This is a genomic window from Microcoleus sp. T2B6 (assembly GCF_036700475.1).
In the GTDB taxonomy this organism is placed as follows: Bacteria; Cyanobacteriota; Cyanobacteriia; order Cyanobacteriales; family Microcoleaceae; genus Microcoleus.
On record NZ_JAUBOZ010000031.1, the window covers coordinates 1 to 14,930 of the forward strand.

Here is a 14,930-nt window from a genome sequence, read left to right on the forward strand (position 1 = left end):
CGAGCTTTCTTCTTGAACCGCTGGCGATCGAGCCGGACTTCCCAAAAGCCCCCGCTTTTAAGCGTGGGGTTCCTTACATACAGCTAGAGAATCAGCTTGCAATCCTCCCTCACCCGCAGGAATCAAGACACGAGTAGGATTTTCTACTCCTGCAAGATTACTTGTGAAAGGAACAACAATGACAGAATCAGTAAACTCGTTGCGGATATCGGGAGAAACCACAACTACAGGTCTTTTTTTGGTATCTCCTAACTGACGCAAAGCCCTTGAAAGATAAATCTCACCTTGGCGAGGATAAGTTTTTCCGGTTGAGTTAGAGTCCATCGCTGCTCCATGTTTCTTCTATCTGTTCCTCTACAAAATTAAACCACTCTTTTTCCTCCTCAATATCTTCTGGGCTGCGGTTTTGATAAAACTTCCGCAACTTATCTTCTATTTGCTTAGCGTACCAGAGACGGAGAGCTTGTTCGATCGCCTCCGTCCAATTATCAGTAAGTTGGTCTATTTTCTCCGCGAATTCAGCATCAAGGGCGACTAACACTTCTCGCTTTTGAGTAGAATTTGACATAATCATTTTCCTTGATAATTTAAAAACTATGGTGCGCTGGGGCGCACCTTACATATTACTTTTACCTCTTCCTTCTCACAACAGTCAACAGTCAACAGTCAACAGTCAACAGTCAACAGTCAACAGCCAACAGTCAACAGTCAACAGTCAACAGCCAACAGTCAACAGTCAACAGTCAACAGTCAACTAACTTCAAAACATCGGCATCAACTGAAGTGGCCCAATTCCCAAGTCTTTAGCAGACACCCAGCGCACCTCAAGCAAAGCGATCATATCCTTAAACTGAGGCTGACCGCGAGAAGCACCCATCAACCCTTTAGCAATAATCAAACCGCACCAACCGTTGGTTAATTTACAGCGGCGATCCCACTTCTTGCGAGCTTCCTGATGCACCGGATCGTCTTCATTAAACTCCCCAAATAAATACAAATCCCCATTTTTAGTTTGCAAAATACCCAAGTCGTATTGCTCATCCTGAAAAGGATTTTCGCCCGGATTAAAACCAATCCCCTTCACACCTCCAGCTTCTTTCAAATCCTGAATCATAGTTTTTGCCTTCGGATGAGAAGTTTGGATCATCACCACCGGCAAACCATCTCCGGCGGTATTAATATCAATTTCTGCAGCTTGGTGAAACTGGACACTTTCGCGCAGGAAATCTACCGTTTCCCAAGGTACGGCGCCGAGACTCAAAAATGAATTTTGCGGCACCAAATCGTCCCGCAGCAGTGGCTTGTCAAATTCATCATCATCGTCATCATCGTCATCATCGTCATCACCGAGCATCTCTAATAATTCGTCTGATACATCGGGCATCGTGGAAACTTTAACGGATACCTGTTGAAGTTCTCCGTCAGGCTGCGGCACAGGGATGCGGTAGCGGCTGCTAAGAGTGGGAAAAGTGTCTGAGCCCAATTTCCGGCGGCCGTTGCGGAAAAAGCGATGAAATGCTTCGAGAGCAACTAACATCGTGAGGGCTTCTTCTTCGTAAAGAATCGATCGCAATCCTTCTAAAGGATGTAGGTTGCCGAAATTTGGTTCAATTTCCGATGGAGGCAAATCGGCTAAATCAATTTCGTCGTCGTCGTCGTCCTCATCAAGCTCTGCTGCACTTTCAAAGGTAACAAACAAACAGTCTTGCCCTAAAAAAGCCTGTTCTAAATCTTCAAAAGATTCATCGTTGACGACTCGTTCTCGAAACCGTTTCAAGGATTCTAGAGAACGGTAAAGTAAAACTCCGTAATCCATTCTGCCTTGCCCCAATACGGACACGTAGAGGCTGGCGACATCCCACTGATTGATTTCAATGGATATAATTTGGTGTTCGCTCAAAGTCCGCCACGGAGCATCTTGCCAAATTTGAGCAGCTTTTTCCATTAAAACTTCAGCATACTGAGGGGGCAACTCAGGAGGTCTGTTGATGGCGACCTCTTCCATGCCTCGAAATATTTCGTCAATTAAGGGCAATTCCGGCACGTAGTCAATGGAAATGCCTAAATCTTGAAGTACGCCCCGCAGATAAAATTGAATTTCTCGGTTTTTGACTACGATTTTTTGGGGGCGGACTGCGGGAGCCGGACTTTGGGGATGTTCCATTGCCCGTAGCAGGGCCCGGACGAGCGCCTCTGGGCCGGCATCTGGGCCTACCATGTCCATAGCCCTCACGACTCCTTCAGAGCCATCGACCCAGAGAATGCACTCGCCACCAGCTTCTAGAACGTCGTCGTCATCTAGCATCATGTGTGAGTCAGCATTAGATAAGGGTCGGCGATCGCCCTCCCACACGCTGGGAATTTGAGGTAAGTTTTGTAGCCGACGAAGAGTAGAGCGATTCAGCGCTGCCATAGAGTAAGCCCGTTGGGTGAAGCATTGTTGCGGTGCCGGTAGCCGGTCAACCGCTGCTTATCAATCATAAACCCTATAGGGGGAGAGGACATCAAGCTGGGGAACGAGGCCCCACGGGAATTAAAAATTAGAAGCTAAAAATTCGGCCTTCAGCATCTAACCTTATGCCTTCTGGCGAATGCCTGTACAATGGAGGGATAAGATTACACTCTTAGCATTAGACAATCTCAGGAGTTCGGCAAATTGTCAGGAACCTCAGCCTAAAGGCATGAGGCTTGAAGGAGAAATCTAACAAGCCGTTCTGACGGGCCTAAGTCTTAACTGACTACGTTTTTCGAGTCACGACACCCGCTTGATGCGTAGCTAGTTCCTTGCTCTGTCGTTGAGAGTTAAACAGTTCTAAGGTCACGCTTTACAGTGCTTTGGGCCTAACAAGCTCACTAAACAAAGGCGCGTGCTAACTTTACTCCTTCATGAGATTGAGGCAACCATACCTCGCCGGAGGGGCAACCATACCCCTCCACCCCACAAAAGTTTTAACTCAATGTAAAGCCGTCCTAAAAGGACGGGGTTTCTAACCCATATTTCTGATGACTCAAGCCATTTCTGAAAAGCGCGGCATTCAAATGACGGACTCTGCTGTCCGTCAAGTTTTAGCTCTGAGAGAGAAACAAGGTAAAGACCTCTGCTTGCGGGTAGGGGTGCGCCAGGGCGGATGCTCTGGAATGTCCTACGTGATGGATTTCGCAGATCCCAGCACTGTCAAATCCGACGATGAAGTGTTCGACTACGATGGTTTTCAGGTAGTTTGCGATCGCAAGAGCATTCTTTATCTCTACGGTTTGGTTCTCGACTTCAGCGATGCTATGATCGGGGGCGGTTTTCAGTTTACTAACCCCAACGCCACTCAAACTTGCGGCTGTGGCAGTTCATTTTCTACATAAATTGGAAAATAGGGCATTGGGGATTGGTAATTGCTAATTGCTGAGAATGCCTCGGACTGCATTGCTGCGTCCCGCACCCAATGCTCTTTCCAATCTAAAATCTAAAATCTAAAATCTAAAATCGAATGACCCCTGAAGAATTGTTTAAAGACGGTTTCGATCGCTACCAAGCTGGCGAAGCCCCGGCTAATCTGATCCCCGTGTTTAAAGAAGTGTGCGAGAAAGCTCCTAAAAATGGCAATGCCTGGGCTAGCCTCGCGTGGCTTTACCTGTTGGAAAATAAACCTGCACCGGCTCAAAAAGCAGCGAAAACAGCCGTTAAATTGAACCCTCATGACCCCCAAGCTCGCATCAACCTAGCAGTAGCGATCCTCGATCTTAAAGAAAAAGGAGTGCGCCCCCACGTAGAAGTGGCTCAGCAATTACTGATGGCTTCCGAAGAGTTGCTCGACGAAGTTAAAAAAAATTTTGAAGAAGGATTAAACAGAAAACCGGACTGGAAGAGTCTCGCCCGCGTTAAACAGTGGCTTCTGGAGCCGTAACGGCGCAAACAAGTCGATTTTGGGGCGGGGATCGAGGAAATCGGCTTTGCGGTTTATTACGATATCGTAATAAATCAATAAATAACTTTATGGAAAACTCAGGAAGTCAGTGCTAGTATTTGAAAACTTAGACGATTCACAAAGTCCGACGGAATACCAGCTTAGTTAATTAGTACCAGGAGTTGTAAGACTATGAGCACTGAAAGCCACGTTAACATCAAGCCAGCAACCCGCAATCACAAAGGTTTCTTTATTCAGCCAGCGTCTTACAAGCTGATGAGCATTGATAAGTCCGGTTGGGCATTAATTTGCATGGACAAAGCAGTTTGTCACTACGTAGACCCGGATGATTTGCAATTGCCGAATAAATCGGGAATGTCTGAAGGTTAATTCTGAAGTTTTGAGAGACTTTAAGATGCTTTATTTGAGTAGCTGCCCTCCATTGAGGGCAGCATCTTTTTTTTGTCAGGAAAAAGTCCGGCAACGCGCAGTGAATCGGGATTTAAGGGATAGAAGGATAGAAGGAAAAATTACCGATTACAAATTACCGATTACCAATTCCCTAATTGTTGTTAGATTTCAAGGCAAAAAGCATCTCCAACTCAGCAGTTGTCGGTTGCGTAGAAGCTGTGGCTACGCTAACTCCCCGGAGAGAATTGAGCAATTCAGCGACGGGCGGTGAAACTAAATTTGGCTGTACTGCGAGCAAATATTGGTTAGCCCAAGACATGGTTTTTTCCATATCTATGTAAAAGTAACCTTGGTTGACTTGCGGTAAAGAAGTGGCGATCGCCTGAAAACTCCGACTGCTGCTTAACGGTTGCGGTGGCGTCGAAGTAATCACATCAACTAAAGGCCCGCCGAAAGCTACAAACACAGAATTTTCATTCAGCCAACCGTGCCCGAATAAAGTGCCTTGCTGGGGTATTTGCCACTCCGTAACTTCTTTGCCTTGAACTTGTCTGGGGGCGACACTGACTGTAGGATTGCTTTTGGCGATCGCATCGAGTTTTTTCAGAGTTGCTTCTGCAGCAGGGCGATCGCTCGTTTCAAAAATCATCGCCGCCCCCATGCCCAACTGAGACAAAATACCTTGATTGGAACCGATCGCCCCGATCGCAAATTCCCCATTCATCCAACCAAAAACATCACGATCGGCATCCAGATCCAAGCGCTTAAAACTATCCCTCACCTGCTGAACTCCCCTGTCAACTTCCGGGCTATCTTTTGCCTGGGCTGTCGCTTGCGACCAAATTTGATCTAGTCCCTTGCCGCCGACTAAAGCAAGAGTTTCACCCGGAAATCTGGGTAACAATTTCGATGGGACTTGTGGATTTTGCTGGACGAATTTAGGGTCTAACTGAGCGATAGTTTTTACCCTCAATCCCGCACTATCCGCCCCAATTCCCGCAACCAAAGACTTAACTTGTTTGAACTGCGAAAGCATTGTCCAAGGCAACGGGATATCTGTGGGCAAATTAGCTTTCAATTGCTCAATTGCAGCAGGATAGTCAGCAATATAAACAGTTGCGATCGGATTCTTGACACCAGCACTCTCTGCAAAAAACTTAGTTGTACTCTGCTGCGTAGCGAGGGAGGGTTCTCCTTTAAAAGTATCGATCGCCAATTCCACAGGCTTTTTCAAAGGAGCCATCACTAATTGGTCGTTCAGCAAAGCCACACTGTAGCGCTTGCCAGTTGGCTCTGCAATCTCATAAATTTTAACTCCTTTATACTCGGTTTCTTGAGTAGTTGCACCGGGCTGAGATTTTAATTTATTCGCAAAATTCCAAGCGCTAATTTTATTTTTGACGCTGACTACAACCAGCAGTTTTGGAGGCTCTGTATTCGTCACAGCATCAGGGGGCAGGAAAGCGACCATGACCCCCCCTAACCAAGGTTTTAAGTCCCTGTCAAAGTCGATTTGAGTGCCTGCCAAGCTTTGTTCTTGAAAGGTCTTCAAACCCTGACCGACCAACTTTTGAGCCCCAGACGTGCCAAATCGCTGTAACTGTGATAGCGCTTGGGGATTGGGGGAGATGAAGGCGGCCATCATTGCTTCGTCGGGTACAACTTTGGCGCTGTCTTGAGGGTTGGATACTTTTTGGCTCAAACCCTGGAAGTAAAAGTAGACCGCAGCGCTACCTGCTGCGGCGATGGAGGCAGCAATTAGAAGCTTTGATTTTTTTGCAGGCATGGTTTGTGTTCCTCGCGTCCCATATCAGTTTAATCAAAATACAGAAAGCTTGTGGGGAGGCGATCGGGTCGGCTCTCTCGTTTTGTATAATCAAAGACAAGTTTGGACGATCGTCTAAACTGCTAGAACTGTGCATTATTGGTAAAAGATGAAAGTAGCGATCGCGGGAGCAACAGGATTTGTAGGTAGCCGGCTGGTGGAGAAGCTGCAAGCTGCGGGACATCAAGTTGTGGTTTTGAGCAGGGATGCGGCGAAGGCTAGCCGAGTTTTTCCGGCTTCAGCTTATCCGAATTTGGAAGTTGTCGCCTACACTCCAGCGGAGTCTGGTGATTGGCAAAAGTCGATCGCGGGCTGCGATGCTGTTGTCAATTTAGCAGGGGTTCCGATTGCGGAGGAAAGGTGGACGGAGGCACGCCAGCAAGCAATTCTGGACAGTCGCACACTGACGACGGCAAAATTGGTCGAGGCGATCGTCAATGCTAATCCTAGACCATCGGTGTTTGTTAGCGCATCGGCGATCGGCTATTACGGAACCAGCGAAACCGCTGAGTTTGACGAAACTAGCCCTGCGGGAAACGATTTTTTAGCAGCAGTTTGCAAAGACTGGGAAGCAGCAGCCCAACCTGCAAAAAATGCGGGAACGCGGCTAGCAATTTTGCGGCTGGGCATAGTTTTGGGAATGGGAGGCGCGTTGGCAAAAATGCTGCCACCTTTTAAACTATTTGCAGGCGGCCCCCTGGGCACTGGGAAACAGTGGTTTTCTTGGGTTCATCGCGAGGATGTGGTTGATTTAATTTTGTACGCTTTACAAAATTCGCAAGTTGAAGGCGTTTTGAATGCGACAGCACCGAATCCGGTGCGGATGAATGAATTGTGCCAAACTTTAGGGGAAGTTTTGCAGCGGCCTTCTTGGTTGCCAGTGCCAGGTTTTGCTTTAGAAATGCTTTTGGGAGACGGGGCAAAAGTTGTTTTGGAAGGGCAGAAAGTGTTGCCGAAACAAACTTTAGCTAGTGGTTTTCAATATCAATATCCAACGCTGAAATTAGCACTCGAAGATATTTTATCGGGAAGTTAGAAGTCGAAGCCTCGTTGTCCAAGAAACCGGGTTTCTGCGATAATTTTGGCATCTTCACGCCCGATTTGGTGAAGAAACCCGGTTTCTGAGGCCCGGCCAACCATCCAAGAAACCGGGTTTCTGCGATGATTTTTGCATCCTACCGAAGATTTGGGTAAGAAACCCGGTTTCTGAACCCCACGCGATCGCACCAAAGACGGGCGAAAAACAGATAACCTTGTTAAAATAAAAACTATATTTCTCTCTTTTGAGACCAGCCCATGAATAACCCCTTTGACGACGCATCCCAGAGTGGTAGTCATTCTCCCCTGGATGACTTTATACAATCTTTAAGTTCTGACTCGCATAGTTCAGACTCGCACCACAACAGCAACCATCACCCCTCAGATCCCCTTGATTTATCTCACCTTCACTTGAATTTGGGGGAGGTTCACCATCCGCATGATTTAAACCATGTCGGTGCTTTAGATGGGGTCGATCATTCCCACCATTCATTAATGACTCCGGCTGGTGCTTTGGATGCTGCATATCGAGAGAGTTTGGCTGAGATCAAAACGGATCTTTATTCAGAAAGTCATCCCCAAGGTTTAGTGTCTCATTCAACTATATCGCAGACCGATCGCAACCATTATCAGGATAGTTTTTCATCCGATAATTACTCCGAAAATGTTGTTGACTTTTCGGCAAAAAGTTCATCTACAAATTCAGGGGTGATTACTAAAGATGATGATAATTCAGTTAAGTTTGTTGGCGATATAGTTTTTTGGAATGCTTATGCTAGGGGTCAAGCGGGGACTGTAGATGGACACAAATTTTATCGCGACGGTCATTGTATCGGGCGTTTAGGTGCAAATATGAATGTGTATGATGTTGATGGGCATAAAATTGGTTATGTCACTCCTTCTGGGAAAGCTTATACAACTGATGATAAGCTATTTGCTACAGGAGGAACTGCTCGTTGGGCTGCCGCAACCTTAATTTTTAATACTTGTAGTCTTAGTTAACTAGAAATCTGAGAAACCGGGTTTCTAAAGGTTTGCAAAAGAAGAATGAGGTCATTAACTAGAAACCCGGTTTCTTCGAGGATTCAGGTTTCTATTAACACAAATTCACATCAGGCGAAATGATTATGGATATGATTTTAGCCCAGAGAATAGTAACAGCAATTCCCCAGATAATGGTGGCGATGACGCAACTTGAAATAGAAAATAGAAGGCAACAATTCTTAAGTATGATAGAATTAGTGCGTCAAGAACATAGCGAGGAAATGGAAGCCTATCGACAATATTGTGAGGATGTGCGACTGCAAAAACGCCTCGATTCTGAACGAGAACAGTTAGCTAGACGATTCCAACATGAAGAAAAATTAGAACAGTATCGCCGCGAAACTCACCTAATTTTATCTCGCGCTCAATTGCTAACAGCTTTAACTTTAGCTGATGATAAGGAAATTAGAGAAAATTTTCCTCTAAAAACTCCCGCACGAGTAATTTTAGATGCTTACAAAAGCTATCAGGAAAATATGAAACAAATTCCTCTATTAGTGGTGATTTCGCCGCCTGCGTTGCATTTTGAAAAATTCCCTAATGCGGCTCAGGGATTTGATCTAATTGAAGACCGATTGATTGATGAAATACGAGATTTTTGCAAACATTACCCACTCACTAATCAGGAAAGACCTGTAAGATATCAAGGAGCGGATTGGAAAAGTAAATCTTTTCATGGCAAAACTGCGATCGATACTTTGCATCACGTTCTCAAATCTGTTCCCACTGTAGTTTTAGAGTCTAAGGTTGATGGGAATTCACTCAATATTTTCCTCGCGGCTTGGGATATGATGCAAGAAGTTCCTTACTATGAAAAGGTGCTAACTATCCCTTGGAAAGAGGTTTTGTATCCCATCGCTCAGAAATATGCTAGGGAGTGGAGCAATTTACGCATAATACTGTTAGATAAAAAAACAAGTATGGAGGAGATTAAGAGCAGTGGTGGGGATGATGAAGTCAATCTATTAATCTTGGAACAAGAGGAAGCAGAGCGAGGTCTTCGTAAAGAACATGATTATAAGTACCGTGTTAACGAAGACAAGTGCGTTCGGGAATTGGCGAAGTCTTTAGGGATTTGCCACTGTATTTTAGTGGGTTTGATGGCGGACAGATACCATTTTTATCATGGGGATGTGCGTCCGAAGTTGCCTGAACTTTTGCCGGGATTACTGGAAAAAATGCCGAGCGATAGTTTGAAGGAAATGCTGGTGGGTGAGATTGTTTCCAGTTATCAAAGTCTCTATCAGTCTATTGAGGGGGAACGCCCTAATGCGATCCCTTATTTGTTTTTGGATTTGGCGTTGAGTTTGAGTGGTTTGTCGAATAAATCTTGGGCGAAAAAGCAGGTTGAGTTTTCGATTAAAGCTTGGTTGAAGCTGAGAAATGGGGTTTCTGAAGAGAAACCGGGTTTGTTGAATTTGGATAATTTATTGGAGGTGTTTAAATCGACTTTGACGGTGGCGGATAGTGAATATGTGGAAAAGGTGACTGGGTGTTTTGCTGCGGTCGGGGAAAGTTATTGCGAACAGATGATTTTGGTGGATATCAGGCGCAAAAAAGAAGCAGAACGCCAACGCCAACTAGAAGTCAAACCCAACAACAGGCTAGAAAATGCCTTAGTTGTCCACACCCTCACAGGGCATTCTGGCACGGTTAATCCAGTCCCCATCAGCCCGGATGGGCAGACCTTTGTCAGTGGTACTGGTAAATTTTTGATATGGGGTGACAACACGATTAAGATTTGTCAGTTGAATACGGGGCGGGAACTTCGCACCCTCACCGGGCATTCTGGGTCGGTTAATTCCGTCGCCATCAGCCCGGATGGACACACCCTTGTCAGTGGCAGTGGTGACAAAACAATTAAGATTTGGCAGTTTAGTACGGGGCAGGAACTTCGCACCCTCAGTGGGCATTCTAGTAGGATTCATTACCTCGCCATCAGCCCGGATGGACATACCCTTGTCAGTGGCAGTGCTGACAAAACGATCAAGATTTGGGAGTTGAGTACGGGGCGGGAACTTCGCACCCTTAAAGGGCATTCTAGCTATGTTAATTCCGTCGCCATCAGCCCGGATGGACACACCCTTGTCAGTGGGAGTAATGACGACACGATTCAGATTTGGGAGTTGAGTACGGGGCGGGAACTTCGCACCCTCACCGGGCATTCTGACTCGGTTAATTCCGTTGTCATCAGCCCGGATGGACACACCCTTGTCAGTGGCAGTGATGACAACACAATTAAGATTTGGCACTTTAGTATGGGGCAGGAACTTCGCACCCTCACCGAGCATTCTGGATCGGTTAAGTCCCTAGCCATCAGCCCGGATGGGCAGACGCTTGTCAGTGGTAGTAGTGGCGGTACGATTAAGATTTGGCGGGTGGAGTGACTCAGAAACTTAGAAACTGGGTTTCTCTGATAATTTTTCCTAGAAAGAAACCGGGTTTCTGCGATAATTTTGGCATCCTACCGAAGATTTGGATAAGAAACCCGGTTTCTGAGTCCCCACGCGATCGCGCCTCAGCCTCAGCCAAGAAACCGGGTTTCTGCGATTATTCTGGCATCTTCACGCCCGATTTTGTTAAGAAACCCGGTTTCTGAGCCCGGCGCGATCGTGAGCTTTGAGCAAACTCGCCGGATCGGGCCCAGCGGGGATAATGCAGCCGGGATTCAGCGGGAACAAATTGCCGTAATAATCGCGCTTCACAGCCTCCAAATCGCAAGTGCCAGCAACTCCCGGTAACTGGTACAAATCGCGCAGATAGGCTCCCAAATGCTCGTAATCTTCAATGCGGCGCAGATTGCATTTGAACAAGCTGTAGTAAACTGCATCAAAACGGAATAGAGTAGTAAAAAGCCGCACGTCTGCTAAAGTCACCCGATCGCCACAAAGATAACGACTCCTCAAGAGCGATCGATCGATCTCGTCTAAAACAGCAAACAATTCACTGCAAGCCGAGTCATAAGCAGCTTGAGATTGCGCGAAACCGCAGCGATAAACGCCGTTATTCACCGATTGGTAAATCTTCTCATTCCACTCGTCAATTTGCGATCGCAAATCCAGAGGATAAAGATCCATTTGAGGATTGCTAGCAAACTCGTTAAACTCCGAGTTTAGCATCACAATAATTTCCGAACTCTCGTTATTGACGATCGTCCTTTTCGACTCATCCCACAGCACCGGCACCGTACACCGCCCCTGATAGCCCGGTAAAGCCAACTGGTAAAGTTCCGGCATCGTGTTGCAGCCAAAAGTCTCCGACTCCATCACCCACATTCCCCCTTCAGAGGGATAGACAATAGACACCGATATCGCATCTTCAAGCCCTTTGAGCGCCCTCGTTACCAGAGTGCGGTGGGCCCAAGGGCACCCTTTACCCACGAAGAGGCGATACCGTCCCGCAGCGGGCCCGTGAGGGTTGTCTGGTGCAGTGCTGACAAAGTTGCGGAAACTGCTGCTGGGGCGAATATATGCTCCGGTGCGATCGGGCGGCGCTAGTTTTGACATCATTAATTGCCACATTGATGTCCAGACAAATTTGCCTAGCTTGACTGTTACCGATGAAGGAAGCGATTTGTTTTTCACAATGCGATTAAAAGAGGTTTGCTAAACATAATCTGCTTATTTTAACTCACAGCCGAAGGAAGAAGGAAGAAGGAAGAAGGAAGAAGGCAAAGTAAGCAATGGTTTCCCTCGTCCCCAGGCTCTGCCTGGGAACGCATATTTAGAGGCTCTGCCTCGCTGTTCGCTGTTTTCCCTCACCTGAGAACGAGTTTTCTAGTATCTGCCAGAGGCTATTTCGCCATAAGCTCGATCGATCAATCGGCGAGCAACCGTCTGAATTCCCGTATGTTCGTAATAATTGGTAGTCATGTCTAAAAACGCGGCGACATAATCCAATTTGTCATCGGTAACATCAATGTATTGCTTGAGATTGCCTAAAACTATAGCGGGAGTTAAGCCGCGAGACTGTACTAAATTGTTCATCCAACCTTGGGCTGAAGCGAAAGTAGTTGTCACAAATCCAAATTTTGCTGCATTATTAGCGCCGGGAATTAGATTGCTGATATTTTGGAATGTTGAGTTTTGCTGCAAGGTTGAAGGATTCAATCCGCCTATGGTATTTTGTGCTACTCTAATGAAGTCCGGGCCAAGGGGAATTAAACCGTCAGCACACACTAAAGCAGCCATCCGCATCATAGATTCGCCTTTGTAATGAGACAAATAATTACCAAAGCTTCCCACATTGTTAAGGGAAATATTGTTAAGTTTGCAGTAGGCTATTAGCTCGATCGCTACTTTGACGCACAAGTCGATCGTTTGAGTTGTGTCAGCTTTGGGAGTGAGGCGGTTGAGAAAGGAAAGAAAGCCGATGTTTTCGCCGATTTTATTCGCCATAGCCGTTGCACCTAACGCACTGTCGGCGCTGTCTGCTAACTGGTAAAGCCTGACTACGCCTTGATATGGCTCGTTGGGGTTAGCGTAAAGCTCGATCGCGCGATCGCGAATTTTCTCAACTAATTTGCGCTTTGTTTCCCCTGTCACCGCTTCAATAGTATTATCAAAACCCGTGAGATTGTTCCACTCCCCCGGAACCACAAAATCGAGGGATTTGAGCATCATCACAGTGACGCCACCCGACGGCAAATTGTCAACCAATTCCACAATAGATTTGCTCATCACAAACTCCTGAATAGCCCGATTTAAAGTGTTCTTCCAATTACTCCAACTTCGGGAAATCCGATTCCAGATTCCAGATAAATTTCCCAGAACTAAGTAGGTAAGCACAAATAAATATTACACGACAATATCCAGTTTTGCAATCCTCTGAGCTTTTCTCTCTTCTCTAACTCTGCGTTCTCTGTGCCCTCTGCGGTTCATAAAAAAAAGTCTTTACCACAAAACATTTGCATTTCACTCGCCCGCACAAAGTTAAGTTTCATTATATTGACAACTCAAAATCCTCGCACTGTGTTACAATAATTGGCGCCAAATAGAAAAACATAAAACATGACGGTTGCAGTTAAAAAAACTCCGGGATTAGCCTCGCGTTTAGTAAATGGCGTACTCTCCATCAAGCCTTTGGCTAATCTAGCCAAGCACCAAGCGCGGGAAATGATGATAAAAAGAGGAGAAAAAATCGGAGTGCATTGGCGACAAGAATCGCAAGCACTTTTGTCCCGGAATTGGGATGCAGAATTGCTCAGCGTCCAAAATCCCGATCTTGTTTACCCGAAATATTATCTAACTTCATTCCACGCTTATGAAAAAGGTAATATGAGTTGGGAAGCTGCTACAGAAGTTGAAGTTGCAGCCCGTACAGTTCACGCCACAATTTGGCCGGAAGCGGGTGCAGAAGGCGATGCTAAACTCCGCGCCAGCTATCACGAAGTCATCAAATCGCAGATTGTTTCTTCACCGCAAGATATTGTGGATTTGGGATGCAGTGTGGGATTGAGTACGTTTGCTCTTGGGGAGGTTTACCCGGAAGCGAAGATGACTGGGGTAGAGTTGTCGCCTTATTTCTTAGCCGTTGCTAAATACCGTTCTCAACAGCGAGAATCCCAATCTTTAAATCAAAAATCTCCGACTTGGGTTCACGCTGCTGCTGAATCTACTGGTTTGCCTGCGGCGGCTTTTGATTTAGTTTCTATTTGTTTAGTTTGTCACGAATTGCCGCAGAAAGCTACTAAAGAAATATTCCGGGAAGCGAGGCGTTTGCTGCGTGTTGGCGGACATTTGACAATTATGGATATGAATCCTCAGTCGGAAGTTTATGCCAAAATGCCTCCTTATATTTTGACTTTGCTCAAGAGTACGGAGCCTTATTTGGATCAGTATTTTGGGTTGGATATTGAGCAAGCTTTGGTAGATTCCGGTTTTGCACAGCCGACAATCACTTGCAATACAGTCCGACACCGGACTATTGTTGCTAAGGCAATATAGCGGTTTTCAGTAGAGTGAAGTACAGATATCGGGTAGGACACGGCACTGCCGTGTCTAAAGCTGTATTTATTTAATTCGATTGAAAACTGCTATAAATAGTAAAGTTGCATCGATATTATTCAATCCTTGGGGCGGTGCGTGAGTGTAAATAGTCTAATCTGTGGATTTAAAAATTTCTGCGATCGCGCCCCCTACTGATAAATAATTCCGATGCTACCGGATTTGATATTAGACAGCCGTAGAAGCTATTCACAGCGCCATTTGTTAGACATTTTGATAGAACCCTAAAAGAAGGACATCTTCATGAACCCGACAGCCCCCTCTCAAAACGTCATCGATTGTTTGCAGGTTATCTTGGATGCCACTGCATCGAAGAATTACGAGCTTTTTACTACAGTCGGTGATGCAGGCTACAAAGCGAGCATTACACAACAAATGTTTGACGATGTTAGCGAGCAGCTCGCTTCACGCCTGCAAAAGGGATACTCATTTAATTATTTTGGTGAGATAAAACAAGGTAATTGTCCGATTTATTTGTGGAAGCTGAGTTTTGAAGATGGTGGAGATGAATTTGTGGCACACATGACTATGAATGGAGACAAAGTTGCTGGGATTTTCATCGAATAACATATCTTGCTTGATATCAAATCCGTTAGCATCGGAATAGTAAATTCCAGTTCACTGTTCACTGTTGACTGTTCACTGTTGACTGTTCACTGTTGACTGTTCACTGTCAACCGTCAACATCATGTATGAGTGTAACCGGAA

General features: G+C 45.9%; 15 protein-coding genes. 9 read left to right on the forward strand and 6 right to left on the reverse strand.

The window, feature by feature from the left end; genetic code table 11:
• Nucleotides 1-57 precede the first annotated feature (57 nt).
• Both QUA00_RS15560 and QUA00_RS15565 read right to left on the reverse strand, forming a co-directional pair.
• The gene (locus QUA00_RS15560; protein ID WP_333410165.1) at nucleotides 58-324 is read right to left on the reverse strand and encodes a type II toxin-antitoxin system PemK/MazF family toxin; all 267 of its coding nucleotides are present in this window, start codon (nucleotides 322-324) and stop codon (nucleotides 58-60) included.
• A complete protein-coding gene (locus QUA00_RS15565) occupies nucleotides 314-568 on the reverse strand; it encodes a hypothetical protein (protein ID WP_333102672.1) in 255 nt (84 codons plus the stop codon). Before QUA00_RS15565 ends, QUA00_RS15560 begins: the two co-directional genes overlap by 11 nt.
• A 28-nt stretch (nucleotides 569-596) precedes the next feature.
• Between QUA00_RS15565 and QUA00_RS15570 the strand changes: the two genes are divergently transcribed.
• Nucleotides 597-758 (forward strand): hypothetical protein, encoded by a 162-nt coding sequence (locus QUA00_RS15570; protein ID WP_333410166.1) that lies wholly within the window; start codon nucleotides 597-599, stop codon nucleotides 756-758.
• A 2-nt stretch (nucleotides 759-760) separates the two neighbouring features.
• Here the strand turns inward: QUA00_RS15570 and QUA00_RS15575 are convergent, their stop codons facing one another.
• Nucleotides 761-2,413 carry a DUF6930 domain-containing protein gene (locus QUA00_RS15575; RefSeq protein ID WP_333410167.1) on the reverse strand — a complete coding sequence of 551 codons (1,653 nt, stop codon included), beginning with the start codon at nucleotides 2,411-2,413 and terminating at the stop codon, nucleotides 761-763.
• A gap of 590 nt (nucleotides 2,414-3,003) precedes the next feature.
• Here QUA00_RS15575 and QUA00_RS15580 point away from each other — a divergent pair.
• From QUA00_RS15580 to QUA00_RS15590, 3 genes are all read left to right on the forward strand, one after another.
• Nucleotides 3,004-3,357: a HesB/IscA family protein gene (locus tag QUA00_RS15580; protein ID WP_006632680.1), complete on the forward strand. Its 354-nt coding sequence runs from the start codon at nucleotides 3,004-3,006 to the stop codon at nucleotides 3,355-3,357.
• A 125-nt stretch (nucleotides 3,358-3,482) separates the two neighbouring features.
• Nucleotides 3,483-3,899, forward strand: a complete 417-nt coding sequence (locus tag QUA00_RS15585) for a tetratricopeptide repeat protein (protein ID WP_242716671.1) — start codon at nucleotides 3,483-3,485, stop codon at nucleotides 3,897-3,899.
• Between the two features lie 192 nt (nucleotides 3,900-4,091).
• Nucleotides 4,092-4,289, forward strand: coding sequence for a hypothetical protein (locus tag QUA00_RS15590; RefSeq protein ID WP_332984883.1), 198 nt, complete (start codon nucleotides 4,092-4,094; stop codon nucleotides 4,287-4,289).
• A gap of 172 nt (nucleotides 4,290-4,461) precedes the next feature.
• Here QUA00_RS15590 and QUA00_RS15595 read toward each other — a convergent pair whose 3' ends face one another.
• Nucleotides 4,462-6,096 (reverse strand): DUF3352 domain-containing protein, encoded by a 1,635-nt coding sequence (locus QUA00_RS15595; RefSeq protein ID WP_333410168.1) that lies wholly within the window; start codon nucleotides 6,094-6,096, stop codon nucleotides 4,462-4,464.
• A gap of 148 nt (nucleotides 6,097-6,244) precedes the next feature.
• Between QUA00_RS15595 and thyD the strand changes: the two genes are divergently transcribed.
• The 3 genes from thyD (at nucleotide 6,245) to QUA00_RS15610 (ending at nucleotide 10,604) form a co-directional block, all read left to right on the forward strand.
• Entirely contained in the window at nucleotides 6,245-7,171 is a 927-nt protein-coding gene (gene thyD / locus QUA00_RS15600; protein ID WP_333410169.1) for a thylakoid membrane protein ThyD, read from the forward strand.
• Nucleotides 7,172-7,431: 260 nt separating this feature from the next.
• Nucleotides 7,432-8,175, forward strand: a complete 744-nt coding sequence (locus QUA00_RS15605) for a hypothetical protein (protein WP_333410170.1) — start codon at nucleotides 7,432-7,434, stop codon at nucleotides 8,173-8,175.
• A gap of 125 nt (nucleotides 8,176-8,300) precedes the next feature.
• Nucleotides 8,301-10,604: a WD40 repeat domain-containing protein gene (locus tag QUA00_RS15610; RefSeq protein WP_333410171.1), complete on the forward strand. Its 2,304-nt coding sequence runs from the start codon at nucleotides 8,301-8,303 to the stop codon at nucleotides 10,602-10,604.
• A gap of 192 nt (nucleotides 10,605-10,796) precedes the next feature.
• On the opposite strand, the gene QUA00_RS15615 is transcribed toward QUA00_RS15610, so the two are convergent.
• Both QUA00_RS15615 and QUA00_RS15620 read right to left on the reverse strand, forming a co-directional pair.
• The gene (locus QUA00_RS15615; protein ID WP_333410196.1) at nucleotides 10,797-11,738 is read right to left on the reverse strand and encodes a glutathione S-transferase family protein; all 942 of its coding nucleotides are present in this window, start codon (nucleotides 11,736-11,738) and stop codon (nucleotides 10,797-10,799) included.
• Between the two features lie 255 nt (nucleotides 11,739-11,993).
• Nucleotides 11,994-12,896 (reverse strand): hypothetical protein, encoded by a 903-nt coding sequence (locus QUA00_RS15620; RefSeq protein WP_333410172.1) that lies wholly within the window; start codon nucleotides 12,894-12,896, stop codon nucleotides 11,994-11,996.
• Between the two features lie 330 nt (nucleotides 12,897-13,226).
• Here QUA00_RS15620 and QUA00_RS15625 point away from each other — a divergent pair, with 330 nt between their 5' ends.
• Complete coding sequence (locus tag QUA00_RS15625; RefSeq protein ID WP_333307177.1) at nucleotides 13,227-14,162, forward strand: class I SAM-dependent methyltransferase; 936 nt, start codon at nucleotides 13,227-13,229, stop codon at nucleotides 14,160-14,162.
• Nucleotides 14,163-14,465: 303 nt separating this feature from the next.
• Nucleotides 14,466-14,789: a hypothetical protein gene (locus QUA00_RS15630; RefSeq protein ID WP_333307179.1), complete on the forward strand. Its 324-nt coding sequence runs from the start codon at nucleotides 14,466-14,468 to the stop codon at nucleotides 14,787-14,789.
• The last annotated feature ends 141 nt before the right edge of the window (nucleotides 14,790-14,930 follow it).